The following is a 19,443-nucleotide window of genomic DNA, read 5'->3' on the forward strand; positions in this document are numbered from 1 at the left end:
GTCGCGGGACAGCACGCTAGCAGCCGCCTAGAACTCGCCGAGCCGCGACTGCCCGCTCCGGGCGTCGGTGAACTCCGCCGCGGTTTCGAGGGCCGCCTCGAACGTCTCCGACTGGCTCGGGTCGTACAGCGTCGCCGCCGGGTGGACGGAGACGAGGACGCGGCGGGGCTGGCCGGCGACGGCCACGTCGAACACCTCGCCCGCCTCGCCGGTGACGGCCACGTCGCGCTCGAGCAGGTGCTCGGCCGGGACCTTCCCGAGCGTGACCACGACTTCGGGGTCGACGCGGTCGATCTCGGTCTCCAGGTACTCGCGGCAGTTCGCGAGCTCGCCCGTCCGAGGGTCGCGGTTGTCCGGCGGGCGACAGCGCACGCAGTTGGTGATGCGCACGTCGCCGCGGTCCAGTCCGACCTCGCGCAGCGTCTCGTCCAGCACGTCGCCGCTCCGGCCGACGAAGGGCTCGCCCCGCTCGTCCTCGTTCGCGCCGGGGGCCTCGCCGACGAACAGCAGGTCCGCGTCCGCGGGCCCGACGCCGTTGACGATGCGCGAGCGCGACGCACAGAGGTCGTCACAGCGCTCGCAGTCGACCACGTCGAGGCCGTCCATCTGCTCCATGCCCGCCGTTCGTGCCGGGGCCTATCAAACGCGGCGGTCCGGGGCTCGATCGAGGCGCACAGTGACTGCGGTCGATCTCACTCGGCGTCGCGCGCCCGGGCGGCGAGCCTGGCGACCCGCAACGGTTCCGGCCGGCCGCCCTCTGGCGTGAACGCGCGGACCACGTCGGCCGCCTCGGCGTCGCCGAGACCGACCGCCCGGACGTACACGGTCTCGTCGTTCACCGACACCGCCCGCCGGTCGGGCTGGGCGCGGTAGGTCGACAGTCTGTCCCGGACGGTCTCGGGGTCGTCGAACGCCTCGCGGATGGCCCCCTCCAGCCCGGGCGAGGACTCGAAGGTGACCGAGACGACCGGCAGGTCGGTGCGGTCGGCGATTTCCGGGAGGTCGAGGACGTTGAACCACGCCGGCGCGATGCCGGCCGCCAGCAGGTAGCGGACGTCCTCGCGGCCGAGGCGGTCGACCATTCCGCAGACGGCGTCGGTCGCGTCGCTCCCGCCGACCGCACACCTTCCGAAAACGAAGCCGTCGACCACCCGACTGGCGCGGACGACCGCGCCGGCGAGGCGGCTGGTCTCGTCGCTGTACGACTCGGCGATGCCGAGGGCGCGAACCCCCGCTTTCATCCGGCCCGTCGCGGCCGCTTCCCGGGACGACCGCGAGACTGCGCGCGGTCGCGGCCGGGACGACGCACGGCGGTCCGCGTCACGTGTTCTGGTCGTTCTTGATGTCTTTCAGCCTGTCGAGGAGCTCGTCGTTCGAGGCCGTGAACTCGAACTCCACGTCTCCCTCGTGGGCGTTTTCTTCAGCATCGAGGCCGTCCTCGTCCTCGAAGTCTGTGTCGTACTCCTGGTTGTCTTGTTCCGACTCATCGTAGCTCCCGAACCCCATGGTACGTGTGGGACTATGACGTTCACAGTGAAAAATCACTCGCCGGTTCGTCCGTATCGCGGCCCCTGCGGGCCGTTCCGGTCCGCTGAGCGAGGTCAGAACCCGAATAACCGCGAGACGTCGCGGGGATGGCGAGTGGCGATGGCCGTCGCCGGGAACGGGCGCGGACAGTACACTCAAGCGGGCCGCGCCACTGGTCTCGGACATGGACGTTCACAACGTCACGGCCGACGCGGATACGTTCACCTGCAACGCCTACCTCGCGGTCGGCGAGCGGACGACGCTGGTCGACGCGGGCGCGATGGACGGCGTCGTCGACGCGATCCGCGAGCGCGCCGACTCGCTCGACGCCGTCGTGCTGACGCACCAGCACGGCGACCACGTCCAGCAACTCGACGCCGTGCTCGACGCCTTCGACGCGCCGCTGTACGCCTACGCCGCCCACCCGCGGCGGGACCGCGCGCTCGACGACGGCGACACCCTGCTGGTCGGCGACGAGGAGTGCGAGGTCGTGTACACGCCGGGCCACGCCGACGACCACGTCTCGCTGGTCTCGGACGCGTCGCTGTTCTCGGGCGACGTGGTCGTCCACGACGACGGCGCGTTCGACGACGGCTCGTTCGGCCGGACGGACCGGCCGGGCCAGTCCCGCGAACGGCTCATCCAGAGCGTCGAGGCCCTGCTCGCACGGATGCCCGACAGCGTCGAGCACATGTACTCGGGCCACGGCGGCGTCTTCCACGGCGACGTCCGCGCGGTGGTCGAGCGGGCGCTGGAGCGCGCCGAGCGCCGGGAGCCGAAGTATCCCGACGAGTGAGGGGGGCCGGCGGCCGTCCGAGCGCGGCGTAACGCTCTCCTCGCTCGGGCGTCAGGTACGGGCATGAATCAGCGACGGGGGACGGGAGCGGCGCTCGCCGTCGCCGGCGTCGCGCTGGCCGCCATCCAGGTCCTGCACGCGCTTCAGCAGACCGACATCCCGGTGGCGATCGCCCTCGACGCGCTGCCGTTCGCCGCGATGGGGCTCGCCGTCGCCTACGCCGGCGTCTGGCTGGCCCGGGACTCGACGTTCGAGGGGGCGGCGACGCGGGTCGCGGCGTGGGCGGTCGGCGGCACGGTCGCGCTCGCGGCGGTCGCGGCGCTGGTGCTGTTCGGCCAGCGCGTCGCCACCGGCTCGCTCGCCCGGGCGTCGGTGCTCACCGTCGATCTCGCCACGGTCGGCGCGCTCGCGGGCGTGCTGGTCGGCCTCTACGACGCCCAGAGCCGGGCCCGGCTCCGCGAACTCGAACGCGAGCGCGACCGAATCGAGGCGTTCGCCGGGAAAGCCGCGGACGTGAACAACTACGGCCGGGCGATCGCCAGCGCCCAGAGCGTCGACGGCGTGGCCGCCTTCGTCGTCGAGGCGCTCGGGACGATGACGGGGATGGAGGAGACCGCGGTCGTCCGGGTCGGCGACGGCGGCGCGGTCCCGCTCGCGAACACGGTTCGGACCGTCGAACGCGACGCGGTCGGGCGACTGGCCGGCGCGCTCCGGTCACAGCAGCAGGGGGACGTGGTCGTCCACGCCGACGGCTTCCCGGTCGACCTCCCCGAGGACGTGGCTGGCGGCGTGTCCGCGGTCGTCCACGACGACGGAGCGACGGCCATCGTGGTGGTCTCGCTGACGACCGGCGACGCCGCCGTCGCCGAGGAGGACCGCAAGCTGCTGGAGCTCATCGTCTCGCACGCGTCGGTCCGCATCGGGACCCTCGGCGCGGGCGCGGCCGACGAGCGACGGGTGGGGTAGCGGCTCGGGCGGTGGGGCCCCGGCGGCGGGCGGCGCGGCTCGGCGCGTCGCAGTGTCGACGAGAGAAAGACGGCGGCGTTATGCGCTGCGCGGTTCCTTGGCCTTCGGGCGGAGATTGCCGTAGCCGCACTTGCGGCACTGGCGTGCGCGCTGGGGGTTGCGGGCGTTACAGCGCATGCAAATCTGCTTGCTCAGGATTCGGTCGGACGCTTTCTCGAAGCTAGCCATGCGCGACCCTTTCCGGTCCGCGCGTTTAAGTTTTGAGTTTCCACGCCGGACGGACAGTCGCCGGAACCGCGCCGTCCGGGCGTCCCGTCGTCCGACGAGCGAGCGTCTCGGCGGCCGCGGCCCTGTCTCGACGGGCGGTCTCCGGGCGCAAACAGTAGGTTTATCAGTTGCACGTGGCGAAACTCAACCAAGATTACTCTCGAAATGACATCGAACAAACAACCGGAGGTGAACATCGGACTCGTCGGGCACGTCGACCACGGCAAGACCACGCTCGTACAGGCGCTGTCCGGCGAATGGACCGACCAGCACTCCGAGGAGATGAAGCGCGGTATCTCTATCCGACTCGGCTACGCCGACGCGACGTTCCGTCGCTGCCCGGAGGCCGAGGAGCCAGAGGCGTTCACCGTCTCCGAGCACTGCGAGGACCACGACGTCGACACCGAGCACCTCCGGACGGTGTCGTTCGTGGACGCCCCCGGCCACGAGACGCTCATGGCGACGATGCTGTCCGGCGCGGCCATCATGGACGGCGCGGTGCTGGTCATCTCGGCGACCGAGCCCGTCCCGCAGGCCCAGACCGAGGAGCACCTGAGCGCGCTCGACATCATCGGCATCGACAACATCGTCATCGCCCAGAACAAGGTCGACCTCGTCGACGAGGAGCGGGCGAAACAGAACTACGAGCAGATCCAGGAGTTCGTGGAGGGGACCGTCGCCGAGGGCGCGCCGGTCGTCCCCATCAGCGCCGGCCAGGAGGCCAACATCGACCTGCTCATCGAGGCCATCGAGGAGGAGATCCCCACCCCCGAGCGCGACCCCGACGCGGACGCCCGCATGATGGTCGCGCGCTCGTTCGACATCAACCGCCCGGGCACGACCTGGGAGGACCTGATGGGCGGCGTGCTGGGCGGTTCGCTCGTCAGCGGGGAACTGGAGGTCGACGACGAGATCGAACTCCGTCCCGGCCGCGAGGTCGAAGAGGGCGGCAAGACGGAGTGGCAGCCCGTGACGACGACGGTCCGCTCGCTCCAGTCGGGCGGCGACTTCGTCGACACGGTGACGCCGGGCGGCCTGCTCGGCGTCGGCACCGGGCTCGACCCCTCGATCACGAAGGGCGACGCGCTGGCCGGCCAGGTCGCCGGCCCGCCCGGCAGCCTCCCGCCGACCCGCGAGACGTTCACGATGGACGTGGACCTGCTCGAACGCATCGTCGGCGACGACGGCGGCGAGGTCGACGAGATCTCGACCGGCGAGCCGCTGATGTTGACCATCGGGACCGCGACCACCGTCGGCTCGGTCACGAGCGCCCGGGACGACGAGTGTGAAGTCGCACTCAAGCGCCCCGTCTGTGCGGAGTCGGGCGCGAAGATCGCCATCAACCGCCGTGTCGGCGCGCGGTGGCGGCTCATCGGCGTCGGCACGCTGCGGTGATGCTCGTGCTGGACACGAACGCGCTGATGATGCCGGTCGAATGTAACGTCCGCCTGTTCGAGGAACTCGAACGGGTCGTCGACGCGGCGGAGTACGTCGTGCCGGCGGCCGTCCGCGACGAACTGGAGAAACTGGCCGACGGCGCGGGCGAGGAGGCCACCGCGGCCGCCGTCGGTCGGGACCTGCTCGACCGCTGTACGGTCCGCGAGACGACGGCCGACTACGCGGACGACGCGGTCCTCGAACTCGCGCGGCGCGACGACGCGACGCACGCGGTCACGAACGACAAGCCCCTCAAACGCCGCCTGCTCGACGCGGGCGTTCCAGTAATTAGTTTAAGGGGCCGGAACAAACTGGGTATCACTCAACCATAACACATGTATAAACGGGTACGCCTACGCGATACGGTCGAAGTCCCGCCGCGGTTTCTGGCGGATGTCAGTCCGGGGCTGGTCAAGAAGCTCCTGCAGGAGAAACTCGAAGGTCGAATGGACGAGGACGTTGGTAGCGTCGTCTCCGTCATCGAGGTCCACGACATCGGCGACGGGGCCGTCCTGCCGAACGAGCCCGGCGTCTACTACGAGGCCGAGTTCGACGCGCTGACCTTCGACCCGCAGATGCAGGAAGTGGTCGACGGGGAGGTCGTCGAGGTCGTCAACTTCGGGGCGTTCATCGGCATCGGGCCGGTCGACGGCCTGCTGCACGTCTCGCAGATCTCCGACGAATACCTCGCCTACGACGAGGAGAACCAGCAGCTCGCCTCTCGGGAGTCCAACCGGACGCTCACCGTCGGCGACGCCGTCCGGGCGCGGATCGTCACGAAGAGCATCGACGAGCGAAACCCGCGCGACTCCAAGATCGGCCTCACGGCCAAGCAGGTCGGGCTGGGCAAGCACGGCTGGCTCCAGGAGGAGCGCGAGCGCCGCGAGGGGACGGCCGAGGCCGGTGATAGCTGATGGCTGACCGACTCGTCTGTCGCGACTGTCACCGCGTCCAGGGCGCGGAGATCGAGAGCCAGTGCGAGGCCTGCGGCGGCACGTCGCTGACCGAGGACTGGGCCGGCTACGTCGTCATCGCTCATCCCGAGCGCTCGGACATCGCCAAAGAGATGGAAGTCACCAAGCCGGGCAAGTACGCGCTGAAAGTCCGCTGACGTGTCCGACACCGTTCTCGAACTCCCGCGCGGCCTGCGAGACGAACTGAAGGAGCCGCTCGGCCCGATTTACACCGATACGGCGGCGCTGCTCGCAGACGCCGGCGAGCCGCTGATCGCCGTCGGCGACATGGTCACCTACCACCTGATCGAGGGCGGCCGTATTCCCGATCTGGCGCTCGTCGACGAGCAGACCAAGCGCTCGGCCGTCGACGGCGAGGTGACGGCCGCCATCGGCGGCTTCGACGACGAGCGGACCGTCGAGAACCCGGCGGCGACGCTGACCGCGGCGCTGCTTTCGGCGATCCGGGACGGCGTCGAGAGCGACGAGACGACGCTGCTCGACGTGGACGGGGAGGAAGACCTCGCCGCGCTCCCGGCCGTGGTCGTCGCGCCCGCCGGGGCCAGCGTCGTCTACGGCCAGCCGGACGAGGGGATGGTGCTGACCACGTGCGACGAGGCGGCCAAGGAGCGGGCGCGGTCGCTGCTGGAGCGAATGGACGGCGACACGGAACGCGCGTTCGAGCTACTCGGCGAATAGCCGCCACCGGCCGATTGTTACTCCGGCCGCGGGACGCTGAGGTTCTGCATCTCCGTCTCGCAACGGTCGCACGACACTGCCGAAAGGTCGCTACAGAGGCGCTTCCCGCAGTCCGGGCACTCGAAGAGCCGTTCGTCGTCGTCACAGGGTGCCGGATCTGACCAGGTAGGCATACTTATACGCATGTGGCACTCGTTATCGTATAAACCTTGCTCACAGTGCGGTTTTTGCGACCGTACGTCCACGGAAAGTGGACGAGCGTTCACTCCAGGACGTGGATATGCCTGACGAGCGAGCGGTGGACGCGCCGGCGGAAGTAGCCGTCGACGGTCCACCCGGCGTCGGTCGCGGCGTCGCGCCAGTCGCGGTCGGCGACGAGCACGCAGCGCGACGCCACCCGGTTCGCGTCGCCGAGCGCACCGGAAACGAGGGGGTCGAGATCGCCCTCGATGCGTGACTGACGGCCGTAGGGGGCGTCGAAGACGACGGCGTCGACGCCGTCCTCGCCGACCGGCAGCGAGGCCGCGTCGGCCCGGAACACGTCCCAAGCGCCCGGTTCGGGGTAGGCGGCCCGGTCGGGGTGCCCGTCGCCGTCGAGGGCGTAGCGGAGGTTCTCGCGCGTCCCGCGGACCATCTTTTCCTGTGCGTCGCCGCCGACGGCGCGAGCGCCGACCAACCCCGCTTCGAGCAGGAGGCCGCCGGTGCCACACATCGGGTCGAGCACCGTCGCGCCCGGCCGAGCGCCGGCGACGTTGACCAGCGCGCGGGCTTCGAGCGGGTCCATGCTCCCGGGCTGGAAGAAGGGGCGGTCAGTGGGCTGGCGCTCGCCGAAGTCACGGACGCTCTCTGCGTCGAGCCAGCCGAGGGCGCAGCAGGCCTCGCCGGTTCCGCCCTCCTCGTCGCCGTCGGGGTCCGAGAAGTAGGCGTAGAGAACGTGGTCCGGGGTTTCGAGGTCCACGTCGAAGCCGCGGTCGGTCAGGACGCCGCCCAGCGTCCGCTCGGCGCGCTGGGTGTCGGTCCCGGTGCTCGCTCGCACGTCGACTGCGCGGACCGCGACGCTCCCAGCGCGATCTATCGTGGCCGCGTCGAGCAGCGCCTCGGCGCTCTCGAGGTCTGGCGCTGTGGTCCCGACCAGGTCGCAGGCACGGTGGGTGAACGCGAGGTGGCGGACGCGATCGCTGACGCCTCGCGCCGTCGCGAGGCCGGGCGCGAGCAGGTCGACCGCGGTGGCGGCGCTCGCCGCCTCCCGCGCCGCGAAGGCGTCGTCCTGCCCGCCGAGTTCGAGGACGTACACGCCCGAGCGGTGTGGGCGAGCGGGCATGAGCGTGCCGGTCCGCCGCCGGGCGGCGCGAACACAACGCACAAACGCCGCCCCGCCGTACCCCGGGTATGCTCCAGTCCGGGTCCCCGAGCCTGACCGGCGGCGGCGTCGTCGCCGTCCTCGTGACCGTCCTCGTCACCTGGCTGTTCTACGGCGTCACGCTCCATCTCGCCGCGACGTTCTTCATCGGCGACGTGCCGAGCCAACTGGCCGCGAAGGCGGCCGTCGCGCCGGCGCTCGTCTCGCTGATCCTCCAGCGCTGGGGCGTCGAGTCCGGCCTCGTCTCGGCCGACCTCGGCGTGGCGGTCGTCCTGTTGCTCACCCTCGTCGCCGACGGCATCGCCATCAGCCTCTCGTACCGGCTCTCGACCCGGTCGACGGCCCCGCTCGTCGCGTTGCACCTGGCGTTCGCCGCGGTACTCGGGTTCGCGCTGAACAACATCTTCCGCTTCTTCTGAGCCCCAGAGCCCGGAATGAACTGAGAGGGGTAGGCGACGAAAGCCCTCGGCCGGTTCCGGTCCCGCGGCTCGCTGCGCGCTTCGGCCGCGTTGCGGCCTGCAGTCCTTTCTTCGCCGGGGTTCCCGGAACCGACCTCGCCCTTTCAATCCACCAGGGACGGCCAGTTCGATCCGCAGACTCCGGTCTCCTCGACCAGTGAGTAGCCGCACATCCCGATTCAAGCTGTGATTCACGGCGGCTGCGGGGCAGAGCGCGGATAACGTACCGCGCCTCCGGCGCGGTTTCACTCCGAGCCGCGGCCGCAGGCCGCGGCTCGGAGCCTTTTTAGCGTAGATTTTTGCGACGGGGGTGCCCGCAGGCCGCTTCGCGGCCGAGGACACCCCCACCGTAAAAAGGTACTATTCGACCAGCCGCTCGATCTCGGTCACGAGCACGTCGCTCGCGCCCACGTCCTTGAGCGCGCTGATGGTCTCGAAGACGGCGCGCTCCTCGACGACGGCGTGGACGGCGACCTGGTCGGAGCCGGCGATGTCCATCACGGTCGGCCCGCCCATGCCCGGCAGGACCTCCTCGACGTCGTCGAGGGCGTCCTCGGGGGCGTTCATCATGAGGTAGCGCTTGTCCTCGGCGGCGAGGACGGAGCCGAGCGCGGTGTCGACCTGCTGCACCTTCTCGTCGTCGGCCGTCTCGGGTCGGGCGAACAGTCGCACGGAGCTCTCGAGCACCTCGGAGACGACTTCGAGGCGGTTCATCCGGAGCGTCGTCCCGGTCGAGGTGATGTCGACGATGCCGTCGGCGATGTCGACGTGCGGCGTGAGTTCCGTCGCGCCGGAGACCTCGGTCACGTCCACGTCCACGTCGACGCGGTCGAAGTACCGGCGGGTGATGGTCGGGAACTCGGTGGCGATGCGGCCGCCCTCGAAGTCGTAGACCGTCTCGATGCGGCTGTCCTCCGGCGCCGCGAGGACGAGCCGACAGGAGCCGAACTCCAGGTCGCGCAGTTCGACGAGTTCGTCGGGGACGGACTCGCGGACCTGGTCGAGGCCGGTGATGCCCACGTCGGCCGCGCCGTCGGCGACGTACTCCGGGATGTCGGCGGCGCGGGCGTACAGCACGGTCACGTCGGGATCGACGGTCTCTGCGTGCAGCTGGCGGTCCGCGCCGTTGACCAGGTGGAGGCCGGCCCGTTCCAGCAGTTCCTCGCTCGGCTCGTGCAGGCGGCCCTTGTTGGGGACGGCGATTCGCATACCCACACTGGCACCCCGCGGGGCAACTGTCTTTCCCCTCGCTACGATTCGCGGCGCGGCAGGACGGCGAACGCGCCCGCCGCCAGCAGCGTCAGGCCGGCCAGCAGATAGAAGGCGGTGTCGAACAGGCCGCGGTCGGCGAGCAGGCCCACGGCGGTCGAGCCGAGCGAGCTGACCGCGAAGAAGGCCGTCCGGAGCAGGCCCCAGCCGGTCCCCTGGACGGCGTCCGGGAGCGAGTCGACCATGTACGCGTTCGACAGCGGGCCGGCGCTCATCCGGACGCCGATGGCCGCGGCGACGGCCGCGAGCGGGAGCAAGCCCTCGACGGACGGAACGAGCGCGAGCGGGACGACGCTGACGATCGCGACGGCGGTCAGGACGGTCGGCGTCCCGTAGCGGTCGGCGAAGCGGCCGGTGACGGTCTGTGAGAGCGCGCCGCCGACGAACAGGACCGACAGGAGCGCGCCGGCGGTCCCCTGCGGGAACTCCCTGACCGTGACGAGGTAGGTCGTCAGAAACGCGGTCACGGCCTGGAAGGCGAACAGCATGAGCGTCTCGCCGGTGACGGCGAGCAGGAGCGGCCGGTGGCGGAAGCCGGCGACGGCGGCCCGCAGGTCCGCTCGGAGGCTGCGCGTCGCCTCGCTGGCGGGGCGGTCGGAGACGGTCAGCCAGAGGGCGACGGCGACGAGGGCGAACAGCGGCGCGGTGGCGGCGAAGGCCAGCCGCCAGCCGTAGCGGGTCGTGACCAGCGCGACGACCGCAGGCAGGGCGGCCGCGCCGACGGACCCGGCGGCCATGACGACGCCGAAGGCCGTCCCCTCGCGGGCGTCGAACGTGCGGGCGAGGACGGTCCCGCGCGTCGGCCCGTACAGGCCGCTGCCGAACCCGAACGCGGCCGTCGCGAGGAGGAACAGCGAGAACACCGGCGCGAAGAAGTAGCCGAGCAGGCCGGCGGCCGACAGGAGCGCCGCGGCCACCAGCAGCGTCCGCTCGCCGATCCGGTCGATGAGGACGCCCGCGGGGAACTGCATCGCGGCGTAGGTGAGCCAGAGGACCGTCACCGCCAGCCCCGCCTGGGCGTTCGAGACGGCGAACTCCTCGCGAATCGTCGGCAGGACGGCCGGGACGACGAAGCGCATCCCGAGGACGAGGAACCACCCGGCGGCGACGACCCCCAGCAGTCGACCCGGGCTCTCGCGGCGGAAGCCGCGGACGCGCCGGTGGATGCGGTCGGCGATGGCCATCTGTACCGACCGAACGGGACGGAGGCGAAAGACCGCTACGGAAGCGGCGGCGGTCCGGCAGGCGACAGCGGGTGTGGCGGCGGTCCGACACCCGACAGCGGGAAGCGGCGCGGACCCGTCGAACTAAGACCGGCGACGGCGAAGCCCCGGCCATGACCGAACTCCTCCTCACCGGCGGACGGGTCCTCCGGCCGGACCTGACCGTCGAGCGAGCGGACGTACTGGTCTCTCAGGACAGCGGCGAGATCGTCGCGGTCGACGAACCCGGGGCGCTCGACGGCGACGACGAACTTGACGCCGAGAGCGGCCTCGTCATCCCGGGACTGGTCAACGCCCACACCCACGTCGCGATGACGATGCTTCGCGGTCTGGCGGACGACAAGCCCCTCGACGCGTGGCTCCGCGAGGACGTCTGGCCGGTGGAGGCGGAACTGACGCCCGAGGACATCCGCGCCGGCGCGGAACTCGGGCTGGTCGAGATGATTCGGTCCGGGACGACCGCACTGTCTGACATGTACTTCGAGGTCGAGGAGATCGCCGAGGCCGTCGATCAGGCCGGGATGCGGGCCGTGCTCGGGTTCACCGCGGTCACGGTCGGCAAGGACGAGGAGGGCGCGCGAGCGGACCTACAGGAGAGCCTCGACGTGGCGAAGCGTCTCGACGGCGCGGCCGACGGCCGGATCAAGACGACGTTCCAGCCCCACTCGCTGACGACGGTGGGCGAGGGGTACCTCCGGGAGTTCGTCCCCGAGGCGTTCGACGCGGGCCTCTCGATGCACTTCCACGCCAACGAGACGCGCGACGAGGTGACGCCCATCCTCGACGAGCGCGGCGTGCGCCCGCTCGCCTACGCCGAAGAGGTCGGCCTGCTGGACGGCGACGCGTACGTCGCCCACGGCGTCCACGTCGACGAGAGCGAGATCGACCTGCTGGCCGAGACGGACACCGGCGTCGCCCACTGCCCGGCCTCGAACATGAAACTCGCCAGCGGGATGGCCCCCGTCCAGGACCTGCTCGACGCGGGCGTCACCGTCGGCATCGGGACCGACGGCGCGGCCTCGAACAACGACCTCGACATGTTCGACGAGATGCGCGACGCGGCCATGCTCGGGAAACTGGCGGCCGACGACGCGAGCGCCGTCGACGCCGGCACGGTCGTGGAGATGGCGACGGCGAACGGCGCGGACCTGCTCGGCTTCGACAGCGGGCGCATCGAGGCCGGCGCGAACGCCGACCTCGCCGTCATCGACCTCGACGCGCCGCACCTGACGCCGGCCCACGACCTCGTCTCGCACCTCGCCTACGCCGTCCGCGGGAGCGACGTGCGCCACACGGTCTGCGACGGCGAGGTGCTCATGCGCGACCGCACCGTCGAGGTGTTCGACGAGGCGGCGGTGCGCGAGCGGGCCGCCGAGCGCGCCGCGGCGCTGGTCGAACGCGCGGAGGACTAGCCAATCGAAGCGAAGTGGTAACTAAACTACGAGAACAGCGCATAAACGGTATGGGCCGTTCTCGGACGGTCTCAGCGTCGCCTCGAACGGGGTGAACGAGTTGAACGAGAGGGGGTGTTTATCGCCGTCTCGGGGAACGTACAGGGTACGATGCGCACGAAACTGTTTGCCCTGTACGCCGCCGTCGGACTGGTCGCACTGGCCGCCGGCCCGGGACTCGTCGCCGGTGCCGACACGGCCGGAAACACCGCGGGGAACGCGCTCGCGGTCGGCGTCACCCAGGCCGACGACGGGAGCGCGACGGTATCGGTCACGGCGAACGAGACGGGCGTCGCGAACGCCTCGGTCGCCGTCGAGGCGGTCGACAACGCGTCCTACGCCGGAACGGGCGACTACACGACCGGCGAGAACGGCACGGTCGGGCTGCCCGCGCCCGAGCGGAACGTCACCGTCGAGGTGACCGCGACCGCCGACAACCGGACCACCGCGACGACGGCCGACCTGACGGTCGCACCCGCGAACGCGACGAACGAGACGGAGTTCGCGACCTTCGGACTCGAAGTGTCGGCGTTCGTCTCAAACCTGCTCGGCGACGAGAACCGAACGGGCGGCATCGGGCCGGCCGTCGCCGGCTTCGTCACCGCGAACAACCCCGGCAACGCGCCGGACCACGCCGGCCCGCCGGCGCACGCGACGGACGAGAGCGAGAACGCGACCAATCCAAGCGAACGCCGCGGCCCGCCGGCCGACATCTTCGGTGACGACGGCGACAACGAGACCGACGACACGCGCCGCGGCCCGCCGGAAGACCGCGGCCCGAACGCGGCTGACGACGACACCGAAGGCGACAACGAGACCGAGGAGCGCGACCGGCGCGGCCCGCCCGAGGACCGCGGCCCGGACGGCGAGACGGACGAGGAGACGGAGACCGAGGAAGAGACCGAAGCTGAAGCGGACGATGACGACGCGTCGGACGAGCGCGGGAACGACGGGTCCAGCAGTGAGAACGGCAACGGCGGCGGGAACGGTGGCGGCAGCGGCAACGCCGGTGGAAACGGTGGCGGCAACGGCCCGCCGAGCGACCGCGGCAACTGAGCGGCTTCGGTAGGACTTTACGACATCTATGCTACTGTTCGGGCATGACGTCCCCTATCTCTGAGCGTCTCGACGACGCCGACGCGGCCCGCGAGTCGGGCCGCAAGAAGATGGACTGGGCAATCCAGCACATGCCGATCTGCGGTGCGCTCCGCGAGCGCTTCGAAGCGGACCAGCCGTTCGCCGACGAGCGCATCGGGATGGCGATGCACGTCGAAGCGAAGACCGCCGTGCTGGCCGAGATTCTCGCCGTCGGCGGCGCGGAGGTCGCCATCACCGGCTGTAACCCCCTCTCGACGCACGACGACGTGAGCGCCGCGCTCGACGCCGTCGACGGCGTCACCTCCTACGCCGAGCGCGGCGTCGACGACGAGGCGTACTACGACGCCATCGAGGCCGTGATCGACCACGAGCCGACAATCACCGTCGACGACGGCATGGACCTCGTCGCGGCCATCCACGAGGACTACCCCGAACTCATCGACACCATCGTCGGCGGGGCCGAGGAGACCACCACCGGCGTCCACCGCCTGCGCGCCATGGACGAGGACGGCGAACTGAAGTACCCGGTGTTCGCCGTCAACGACACGCCGATGAAGCGCCTGTTCGACAACGTCCACGGCACCGGCGAGTCCTCGCTGGCCTCGATCGCCATGACGACGAACCTCTCGTGGGCCGGCAAGACCGTCGTCGTCGCGGGCTACGGTTACTGCGGCAAGGGCGTCGCGAAGAAGGCCGCCGGCCAGAACGCAGACGTGGTCGTCACGGAAGTCGAGCCCCGCCGCGCGCTCGAAGCCCACATGGAGGGCTACGACGTCATGCCGATGGCCGAGGCCGCCGCCGAGGGCGACGTGTTCATCACGACGACGGGCAACCGCGACGTGATCGTCGAGGAGCACTTCGAGGCCATGCAGGACGGCGTCCTGCTCGCCAACGCCGGGCACTTCGACGTGGAGATCGATCTCGACGCGCTGTCGGACCTCGCCAGCGACACCTACGAGGGCCGCGACGGCGTCCAGACCTACGAGATGGCCGACGGCCGCCGGCTGAACGTCCTCGCCGAGGGCCGACTCGTCAACCTCGCGACCCCCATCGCGCTGGGCCACCCGGTCGAGGTCATGGACCAGAGCTTCGGCGTGCAAGCCGTCTGCGTCCGGGAACTGGTCGAGAACGGCGACGACTACGACGCCGGCGTCCACGCCGTCCCGGACGAACTGGACAAGGAGGTCGCCGAGATCAAACTGGACGCCGAGGGAGTCGCGTTCGACGCCCTGACCGACACCCAGGCCGAGTATATGGATTCCTGGCAGCACGGGACGTAGGGCGGTCCGAGCGTAGCGAGGACCGCCGTATAGTCGAGCGGCGAAGCCGTGAGACGTAGGGAGGTTCTGAGCGTAGCGAAGAACCTCCGACCGAAACGGCGAGTGGAGTGAGCCGTTGAGGACGTAGAGTGGTCTGAGTGCAGCGAAGACCACTTCTCAGTCGAGCGGTGACCGAAGGGAACCGCGAGCAATAGCGAGGCCGACCAGAGGGAGGCCTCGAATGCCCGAGCGGGGAGGAACGACCCGCGAGGCGTAGAGTGGTTCGAGCGGAGCGAGAATCACTGAAACGTCGAGCGGCGGAGCCGCGAGCCAAGCGCGTGAGAGAGCGAGAAAAGGACCGCAGACCGCAGAGAGCGAAGCGAGAAGGGCCGAAGCGGTGTGAGGGCTCCGTAGTGTCGGTGAGCGGACGGCCGTTATCGCCGCACGTCGACGGAGACAGTCGACTGGATCCAGGCCGACCGGTTCTCGGGGTCGCCGATGTGGGCGACCGTGCTCTCGCCAACGTCGTACTCTTCGAAGGTCGCTCGGATGCCAGACCGTGAATCGGTGTCGTGTTGGTGCGTCATGTGTGCCTGTGTGGGGCAGTTACCCGTCGAGGGGCGGCGTCCCAACCACCACCCCTCTCGTCCTTACCACACGTCGATAGAGAGGGGTGACGGGTATCCGCTTGTCCGCTAGCTGTATTGGGTCGGGCGCCCGACGACGCTACGTGTATAGCCCTGCCTGAGAGGTCCGGGACAGTCGCTGGCGTCGCGGCCGGCTCCGGCGGGGCGCGACCGCCGCTCGCGACGGGTCGTTCGGTGACGGCAATTTTATTCGCCCCCGTCCGAAAGGTGCTGGCAATGGAACCGCTGCACGCGCGCTATCCGTTTTTAGAGCAGTCTCGGGCGGCCGTCGAGGCGGCAGCGGTGGACCTCGGTGAGGTGGTCGCGACGAACGAGGCGGTCACGACGCGGGCGCTGGAGCGCGTCGAGTCGGCCATCACCGACGGGACCATCGGCGAGCCCCACCGCCGGACCCGCGTGGAACTGCTGTCCTACCCCGTCGCGCGCGTCCTGGTGTCGCTCGTCGACGTGCACATCTGCACCCGCCGATACGCGCAGGCGGAGGCCGCGACGGCCTACGAGCGCTTCACCGAGGAGTTCGCGACGACGACGGAGCTGAAATCGACCCAGAGCGCCCGACTGGACCGCGACGAACTGCTCGCGGAGTTCGACCTCGCGAGCGCGGTCCGGGAGGCTGGCGACGGCTTCCGCGTCGAAGTGGGGGCGTACCTCGACCTGGCGGCCGACCAGCGCGGCGACGCCTGGCGGCTGGTCAACCGGGCGCTCGCAGACGGGTGGGTCCGGGTCACAGCCGAGGAACTGAACGTCCTGCTGAAGCAGGCCATCCGCCACCGCGTGACCGAGGGACTGCCCTTCGACGTGCCCGACGCCATCGCCGCGGAACTGGAGGAAGAAGTCGAGTATCTTCAGGAAATCCTCTCCGACCTCGACCTGACGCGGGAGATCGACACCGTCGTCCCGGACCTGTTCCCGCCCTGCATGAAGGCGCTCCTCGACCAAGTCCAGAAGGGCGAACACCTCGAACACCACTCCCGGTTCGCCATCGCCGCGTTCCTCACCGGCATCGGCATGACGACCGACGAAATCGTCGACCTGTTCCAGGTCAACCCCGGCTTCGGCGAGGAGGCGACCCGCTACCAGGTCGACCACATCCGCGGGGAGACGAGCCCGACGGAGTACTCGACGCCGGCGTGTTCGACGATGCAGTCGTACGGCGACTGCGTCAACAAGGACGACCTCTGCGAGACGATTTCCCACCCGATGGGCTACTACGAACAGAAGCTAGACGACGCCGAAGAAGACGAACTGGTCGACTGGCGCGAGGACGGGGAGAGCGAAGACGAGGCCGACGCCTAGAACTGCTGGCGCTCCAGCCAGAGGCCGGCGACGGTCATCACGACGATGAACAGCCCGATGACGCCCACGAGCGCGACGCCGCCGGTGGGACCGATGCTGGTGTCGACCATGTAGGTCTGCGAGACGAACGCGGCCGCGGCGACGAAGATCACCACGGCGATCGCCGAGATCACGATTTGCAGGACCGTCTCCCGCTCGATATCCATGTGGCGCGCTTCCGCAGGGCCGGCAAAAAGGGTATCGAAGCGCGCGGGCGAAGGCGGCTCGCCGAGCGATTTACTTCCGTGGAGCACCTACGTTTCGACTGGACACACACCGAAACACAGCCGTGTCCGCGCCTATGACGCTCATCGAACCAACAGCGGACAGAGATCGCACTGCACTCGCACCGGACCTCCACGCCCTCCCCGACCGCGCCGCGCGCGCCTGGACCGAGCGCATGGCCGTCAGTCCGCGCGAGGGGAGCACGTACGCCGTCACCACCGAGAGCGGCCACACGTACCTCGTCGACGTGAAACGGCGGTCCTGTTCCTGCCCCGACAACCGCATCCGCGGCGAGCGCTGCAAGCACCTGCGGCGCGTGGCCATCGAGATCACCGCCCGGCGGGTCGCGCCGCCGGGCAAGCAGCGGGCGACCTGCGACGCCTGCGGGACGGTCACGTTCGTCGCTGAGGACGCCCCCACGCCCCATCTCTGCGAGCGGTGCCGACTGACGCCGGGCGACGTCGCTCGGGACCGCGAGACGGGCGACAGGCTCGTCGTCGTTCGCGTGACCGACGAGCGCGCCAGCGAGCGCGTCGTCGAGGCCACCGGCGAGACGGTCGCTGCCTACGATACCAACGACGGCTATCCCGCGGACGACTTCGTCGTGGAGGCGGCGTACCTCTCGGACGCCGTTCGCGCTGACGACCCGCGCCGGTACGCCTTCCCGCGCTCGCGGCTGGAGCGGACCGACGAGCGCCTGGTCGATACCGTCGACGGCTGAGGCCCGCTAGTCCAGCATGGCGGCGGCCTCCTCCTTCGAGAGGTCGCCGCGCTCGAACGCCGACAGCACGTCCAGCACGCCCTGGTCGGGACCGTCGTCGGCCACCTCGTCCAGCGTGACCTTCTGCGAGTGGCCGACGAACTCCTCGAAGTCCGTCCCGTCGGCGATGGCCGTCTCCTTCTTGACGCGGTAGTTCCCGCCGTCGGTCGTGTGGAGGTCGCCGGGGTGGAAGAAGTACCAGTCCTCGCGGTCGAAGCGGACGGCGATACGCGGTTTCGCCCCGAAGTTCCGCGCGAAGAACAGCAGCGCCTCGACCTCCTCGCCGGTGAGATAGATGGGGTCGCCGGCGCTGGACTTCGCCTCGATGGCGTAGAACGTCTCGCCGTCGCCGGTCAGCACGTCCGGCAGTTCGCGCTCGGTGGCGCTGCCGCTGGCGGGCGCGCGCATCACCGCGAACCCCGCCTCGTCGAGGGCGTTGACCAGTTCGCGCTCGCGGCGGTCGCCCTTCGCGTTCGAGTTTGCCATTATCAGCACGTGGACCGTCGGCGGTAAAACCGTTCAGATACGACAGGACCGTTCAAACCGTTCAGAGAGGACGAACGCCGTTTGACCTATCGCGGAGCATATCCCCCTCGATACCCTCCCGACCAACGGCATGGATTGGGTCAACGCAGTCTCGTCGGGCCGCAGTGAGCGCCCGACGGCAGTCGACAGCACAGCTGACACGACCGGACAGTATCGGACGGCGAGTATCACCGCGGAGGAGCGGGACCGATGAGACGGCGACGGTTCCTCGCGTCGAGCGTCGGCGTCGGGGTCGGCCTGCTCGCGGGCTGTAGCGGGTCGAACACCGACGGGGCCGGCGAGGCCGGCGGCGACGGCACGAGCGGCGACGGGACCGCGACGGACGAGGCCGAAACCACGTCCAGCGACGCCGTCGGCTCGTTCCGCCTGCTCATCAGCGACCGCCCGGCCGCCATCGGCGACTTCGACTCGCTGAACGTCTCCTTCTCGAAGACGCGGATCTTCCGGGCCGGCGACGGGGCGACGGCGACCGACGAAGCCGACGCGACGGAGACGGAAACGCAGGCCGGAACCGCCGACGCGACGAGTGAGACGGAGACAGCGACCGAAACCGGGACTCACGAGTCGACCGACGCGGCGGCCACAGAGACGCCCGAACCGTCCGAAACACCCGAACCGACCGAGACGCCGGAATCCGAAGATGGCGACGACGGCGGCTTCGTCGTGCGCGACCTCGGCGGCGCGACCGTCGACCTCACCGAGGTCGTCGGAGAGAAGGCTATCGGCGTCCTCGACGGCGAGCTATCCGCGGGTCGCTACAGCAAGATCGAACTGTACGCCGCGTCCGTCGAGGGCATCGTCGACGGCGAGGCTGTCGACGTGAAGCTTCCGAGCGGGAAGCTCCAGCTCACCAAGCCGTTCGAGGTCGTCGCCGACGAGTCCGTCTCGTTCGTCTTCGACATCAACGTCGTGAAGAAGGGCAACGGCGGCTACAACCTCCTCCCGGTCATCTCCGAGAGCGGCGTGGCCGGCGAGGACGTGACCGTCGAGGAAGTCGGCGACGGCGAGTCCGGCGCGGCAGCGTCGGAGACCGCAACGGCCGAAACAGCGGAAGAAGACGCGACGGAACAGGAATCGGAGAGCGAATCGGCGGCGGAGAGCGGTACGGGCCAGAGCGGTACCCGGACGGCCACCGGGAACGGCGGCCAGAACGGCCAGTAGCCGCCC

Annotated in this window: 25 protein-coding genes; 14 read left to right on the forward strand and 11 right to left on the reverse strand. The window is 70.1% G+C overall.

All coding sequences use genetic code 11. The features are described 5' to 3' along the window. Positions 1–27: 27 nt before the first annotated feature. The 3 genes from GM656_RS09295 to GM656_RS09305 all read right to left on the reverse strand — a co-directional run bounded on the left by GM656_RS09295 (position 28) and on the right by GM656_RS09305 (position 1,506). A complete protein-coding gene (locus GM656_RS09295) occupies positions 28–615 on the reverse strand; it encodes a uracil-DNA glycosylase (protein WP_162413393.1) in 588 nt (195 codons plus the stop codon). Between the two features lie 77 nt (positions 616–692). After that, positions 693–1,241: an endonuclease dU gene (locus tag GM656_RS09300; RefSeq protein ID WP_162413394.1), complete on the reverse strand. Its 549-nt coding sequence runs from the start codon at positions 1,239–1,241 to the stop codon at positions 693–695. 79 nt (positions 1,242–1,320) lie between these two features. Continuing rightward, entirely contained in the window at positions 1,321–1,506 is a 186-nt protein-coding gene (locus tag GM656_RS09305) for a DUF5786 family protein (RefSeq protein WP_162413395.1), read from the reverse strand. Positions 1,507–1,711: 205 nt separating this feature from the next. Here GM656_RS09305 and GM656_RS09310 point away from each other — a divergent pair, with 205 nt between their 5' ends. Both GM656_RS09310 and GM656_RS09315 read left to right on the forward strand, forming a co-directional pair. Then, the gene (locus tag GM656_RS09310; RefSeq protein WP_162413396.1) at positions 1,712–2,323 is read left to right on the forward strand and encodes an MBL fold metallo-hydrolase; all 612 of its coding nucleotides are present in this window, start codon (positions 1,712–1,714) and stop codon (positions 2,321–2,323) included. A gap of 63 nt (positions 2,324–2,386) precedes the next feature. Next, complete coding sequence (locus tag GM656_RS09315; RefSeq protein WP_162413397.1) at positions 2,387–3,289, forward strand: hypothetical protein; 903 nt, start codon at positions 2,387–2,389, stop codon at positions 3,287–3,289. Positions 3,290–3,367: 78 nt separating this feature from the next. On the opposite strand, the gene GM656_RS09320 is transcribed toward GM656_RS09315, so the two are convergent. After that, positions 3,368–3,517, reverse strand: coding sequence for a 50S ribosomal protein L40e (locus GM656_RS09320; protein ID WP_162413398.1), 150 nt, complete (start codon positions 3,515–3,517; stop codon positions 3,368–3,370). Between the two features lie 204 nt (positions 3,518–3,721). Between GM656_RS09320 and GM656_RS09325 the strand changes: the two genes are divergently transcribed. Genes GM656_RS09325 through GM656_RS09345 form a run of 5 tightly spaced genes read left to right on the forward strand, consistent with a single transcriptional unit; the run spans position 3,722 to position 6,645 of the window. Next, positions 3,722–4,951 (forward strand): translation initiation factor IF-2 subunit gamma, encoded by a 1,230-nt coding sequence (locus tag GM656_RS09325; protein ID WP_162413399.1) that lies wholly within the window; start codon positions 3,722–3,724, stop codon positions 4,949–4,951. Next, positions 4,951–5,325 (forward strand): twitching motility protein PilT, encoded by a 375-nt coding sequence (locus tag GM656_RS09330; RefSeq protein WP_162413400.1) that lies wholly within the window; start codon positions 4,951–4,953, stop codon positions 5,323–5,325. Before GM656_RS09325 ends, GM656_RS09330 begins: the two co-directional genes overlap by 1 nt. Before the next feature lie 3 nt (positions 5,326–5,328). Continuing rightward, positions 5,329–5,907 (forward strand): DNA-directed RNA polymerase, encoded by a 579-nt coding sequence (locus tag GM656_RS09335; RefSeq protein WP_162413401.1) that lies wholly within the window; start codon positions 5,329–5,331, stop codon positions 5,905–5,907. Further along, positions 5,907–6,104, forward strand: a complete 198-nt coding sequence (spt4, locus tag GM656_RS09340; RefSeq protein WP_162413402.1) for a transcription elongation factor subunit Spt4 — start codon at positions 5,907–5,909, stop codon at positions 6,102–6,104. Before GM656_RS09335 ends, spt4 begins: the two co-directional genes overlap by 1 nt. A gap of 1 nt (position 6,105) precedes the next feature. Next, the gene (locus GM656_RS09345; RefSeq protein ID WP_162413403.1) at positions 6,106–6,645 is read left to right on the forward strand and encodes a GTP-dependent dephospho-CoA kinase family protein; all 540 of its coding nucleotides are present in this window, start codon (positions 6,106–6,108) and stop codon (positions 6,643–6,645) included. Positions 6,646–6,662: 17 nt separating this feature from the next. On the opposite strand, the gene GM656_RS09350 is transcribed toward GM656_RS09345, so the two are convergent. Further along, on the reverse strand, positions 6,663–6,818 hold the full coding sequence (locus GM656_RS09350) for a rubrerythrin-like domain-containing protein (RefSeq protein WP_162413404.1): 156 nt from the start codon (positions 6,816–6,818) through the stop codon (positions 6,663–6,665). A gap of 89 nt (positions 6,819–6,907) precedes the next feature. Beyond that, positions 6,908–7,939, reverse strand: coding sequence for a TIGR01177 family methyltransferase (locus tag GM656_RS09355; RefSeq protein WP_162413788.1), 1,032 nt, complete (start codon positions 7,937–7,939; stop codon positions 6,908–6,910). A 95-nt stretch (positions 7,940–8,034) separates the two neighbouring features. Here GM656_RS09355 and GM656_RS09360 point away from each other — a divergent pair, with 95 nt between their 5' ends. Then, positions 8,035–8,424 carry a DUF7473 family protein gene (locus GM656_RS09360; RefSeq protein WP_162413405.1) on the forward strand — a complete coding sequence of 130 codons (390 nt, stop codon included), beginning with the start codon at positions 8,035–8,037 and terminating at the stop codon, positions 8,422–8,424. Between the two features lie 399 nt (positions 8,425–8,823). On the opposite strand, the gene hisG is transcribed toward GM656_RS09360, so the two are convergent. Together hisG and GM656_RS09370 are read right to left on the reverse strand one after the other, a co-directional pair. Next, positions 8,824–9,672, reverse strand: coding sequence for an ATP phosphoribosyltransferase (gene hisG, locus GM656_RS09365; RefSeq protein WP_162413406.1), 849 nt, complete (start codon positions 9,670–9,672; stop codon positions 8,824–8,826). 41 nt (positions 9,673–9,713) lie between these two features. Continuing rightward, a complete protein-coding gene (locus GM656_RS09370) occupies positions 9,714–10,916 on the reverse strand; it encodes an MFS transporter (protein WP_241692737.1) in 1,203 nt (400 codons plus the stop codon). A gap of 152 nt (positions 10,917–11,068) precedes the next feature. Between GM656_RS09370 and GM656_RS09375 the strand changes: the two genes are divergently transcribed. The 3 genes from GM656_RS09375 to GM656_RS09385 all read left to right on the forward strand — a co-directional run bounded on the left by GM656_RS09375 (position 11,069) and on the right by GM656_RS09385 (position 14,784). After that, entirely contained in the window at positions 11,069–12,367 is a 1,299-nt protein-coding gene (locus GM656_RS09375; protein ID WP_162413407.1) for an amidohydrolase, read from the forward strand. A gap of 150 nt (positions 12,368–12,517) precedes the next feature. Continuing rightward, positions 12,518–13,462, forward strand: coding sequence for a hypothetical protein (locus tag GM656_RS09380; RefSeq protein ID WP_241692738.1), 945 nt, complete (start codon positions 12,518–12,520; stop codon positions 13,460–13,462). A 44-nt stretch (positions 13,463–13,506) separates the two neighbouring features. Next, positions 13,507–14,784, forward strand: coding sequence for an adenosylhomocysteinase (locus tag GM656_RS09385; protein ID WP_162413408.1), 1,278 nt, complete (start codon positions 13,507–13,509; stop codon positions 14,782–14,784). 413 nt (positions 14,785–15,197) lie between these two features. Here GM656_RS09385 and GM656_RS19085 read toward each other — a convergent pair whose 3' ends face one another. Continuing rightward, positions 15,198–15,350, reverse strand: a complete 153-nt coding sequence (locus tag GM656_RS19085; protein ID WP_174242961.1) for a hypothetical protein — start codon at positions 15,348–15,350, stop codon at positions 15,198–15,200. Between the two features lie 276 nt (positions 15,351–15,626). Between GM656_RS19085 and priL the strand changes: the two genes are divergently transcribed. Further along, positions 15,627–16,706: a DNA primase regulatory subunit PriL gene (gene priL / locus GM656_RS09390; RefSeq protein WP_162413409.1), complete on the forward strand. Its 1,080-nt coding sequence runs from the start codon at positions 15,627–15,629 to the stop codon at positions 16,704–16,706. On the opposite strand, the gene GM656_RS09395 is transcribed toward priL, so the two are convergent. After that, on the reverse strand, positions 16,703–16,912 hold the full coding sequence (locus GM656_RS09395) for a DUF7472 family protein (RefSeq protein ID WP_162413410.1): 210 nt from the start codon (positions 16,910–16,912) through the stop codon (positions 16,703–16,705). The two genes, priL and GM656_RS09395, sit on opposite strands and share 4 nt — an antisense overlap. Positions 16,913–17,046: 134 nt before the next feature. Here GM656_RS09395 and GM656_RS09400 point away from each other — a divergent pair, with 134 nt between their 5' ends. Further along, complete coding sequence (locus tag GM656_RS09400; RefSeq protein WP_162413411.1) at positions 17,047–17,691, forward strand: SWIM zinc finger family protein; 645 nt, start codon at positions 17,047–17,049, stop codon at positions 17,689–17,691. 6 nt (positions 17,692–17,697) lie between these two features. Here GM656_RS09400 and hjc read toward each other — a convergent pair whose 3' ends face one another. Beyond that, the gene (hjc, locus tag GM656_RS09405) at positions 17,698–18,216 is read right to left on the reverse strand and encodes a Holliday junction resolvase Hjc (protein ID WP_162413412.1); all 519 of its coding nucleotides are present in this window, start codon (positions 18,214–18,216) and stop codon (positions 17,698–17,700) included. A gap of 249 nt (positions 18,217–18,465) precedes the next feature. Between hjc and GM656_RS09410 the strand changes: the two genes are divergently transcribed. Continuing rightward, a complete protein-coding gene (locus GM656_RS09410; RefSeq protein WP_162413413.1) occupies positions 18,466–19,437 on the forward strand; it encodes a DUF4382 domain-containing protein in 972 nt (323 codons plus the stop codon). The last annotated feature ends 6 nt before the right edge of the window (positions 19,438–19,443 follow it).

The organism is Haloarcula salina (assembly GCF_010119195.1).
Classification (GTDB): domain Archaea; phylum Halobacteriota; class Halobacteria; order Halobacteriales; family Haloarculaceae; genus Haloarcula; species Haloarcula salina.

Bases quoted from the DNA above. Each gene is read 5' to 3' on its own strand.
- GM656_RS09330 (WP_162413400.1), top strand. From the start codon at position 4,951: ATGCTCGTGCTGGACACGAACGCGCTGATGATGCCGGTCGAATGTAAC.
- GM656_RS09320 (WP_162413398.1), bottom strand. From the start codon at position 3,517: ATGGCTAGCTTCGAGAAAGCGTCCGACCGAATCCTGAGCAAGCAGATT.
- GM656_RS09305 (WP_162413395.1), bottom strand. From the start codon at position 1,506: ATGGGGTTCGGGAGCTACGATGAGTCGGAACAAGACAACCAGGAGTAC.
- GM656_RS09370 (WP_241692737.1), bottom strand. From the start codon at position 10,916: ATGGCCATCGCCGACCGCATCCACCGGCGCGTCCGCGGCTTCCGCCGC.
- GM656_RS09300 (WP_162413394.1), bottom strand. From the start codon at position 1,241: ATGAAAGCGGGGGTTCGCGCCCTCGGCATCGCCGAGTCGTACAGCGAC.
- GM656_RS09380 (WP_241692738.1), top strand. From the start codon at position 12,518: ATGCGCACGAAACTGTTTGCCCTGTACGCCGCCGTCGGACTGGTCGCA.
- GM656_RS19085 (WP_174242961.1), bottom strand. From the start codon at position 15,350: ATGACGCACCAACACGACACCGATTCACGGTCTGGCATCCGAGCGACC.
- GM656_RS09385 (WP_162413408.1), top strand. From the start codon at position 13,507: ATGACGTCCCCTATCTCTGAGCGTCTCGACGACGCCGACGCGGCCCGC.
- GM656_RS09295 (WP_162413393.1), bottom strand. From the start codon at position 615: ATGGAGCAGATGGACGGCCTCGACGTGGTCGACTGCGAGCGCTGTGAC.
- spt4 (WP_162413402.1), top strand. From the start codon at position 5,907: ATGGCTGACCGACTCGTCTGTCGCGACTGTCACCGCGTCCAGGGCGCG.
- GM656_RS09315 (WP_162413397.1), top strand. From the start codon at position 2,387: ATGAATCAGCGACGGGGGACGGGAGCGGCGCTCGCCGTCGCCGGCGTC.
- GM656_RS09410 (WP_162413413.1), top strand. From the start codon at position 18,466: ATGAGACGGCGACGGTTCCTCGCGTCGAGCGTCGGCGTCGGGGTCGGC.
- GM656_RS09335 (WP_162413401.1), top strand. From the start codon at position 5,329: ATGTATAAACGGGTACGCCTACGCGATACGGTCGAAGTCCCGCCGCGG.
- GM656_RS09325 (WP_162413399.1), top strand. From the start codon at position 3,722: ATGACATCGAACAAACAACCGGAGGTGAACATCGGACTCGTCGGGCAC.
- GM656_RS09360 (WP_162413405.1), top strand. From the start codon at position 8,035: ATGCTCCAGTCCGGGTCCCCGAGCCTGACCGGCGGCGGCGTCGTCGCC.
- hisG (WP_162413406.1), bottom strand. From the start codon at position 9,672: ATGCGAATCGCCGTCCCCAACAAGGGCCGCCTGCACGAGCCGAGCGAG.
- GM656_RS09400 (WP_162413411.1), top strand. From the start codon at position 17,047: ATGACGCTCATCGAACCAACAGCGGACAGAGATCGCACTGCACTCGCA.
- GM656_RS09395 (WP_162413410.1), bottom strand. From the start codon at position 16,912: ATGGATATCGAGCGGGAGACGGTCCTGCAAATCGTGATCTCGGCGATC.
- priL (WP_162413409.1), top strand. From the start codon at position 15,627: ATGGAACCGCTGCACGCGCGCTATCCGTTTTTAGAGCAGTCTCGGGCG.
- GM656_RS09310 (WP_162413396.1), top strand. From the start codon at position 1,712: ATGGACGTTCACAACGTCACGGCCGACGCGGATACGTTCACCTGCAAC.
- hjc (WP_162413412.1), bottom strand. From the start codon at position 18,216: ATGGCAAACTCGAACGCGAAGGGCGACCGCCGCGAGCGCGAACTGGTC.
- GM656_RS09375 (WP_162413407.1), top strand. From the start codon at position 11,069: ATGACCGAACTCCTCCTCACCGGCGGACGGGTCCTCCGGCCGGACCTG.
- GM656_RS09350 (WP_162413404.1), bottom strand. From the start codon at position 6,818: ATGCCTACCTGGTCAGATCCGGCACCCTGTGACGACGACGAACGGCTC.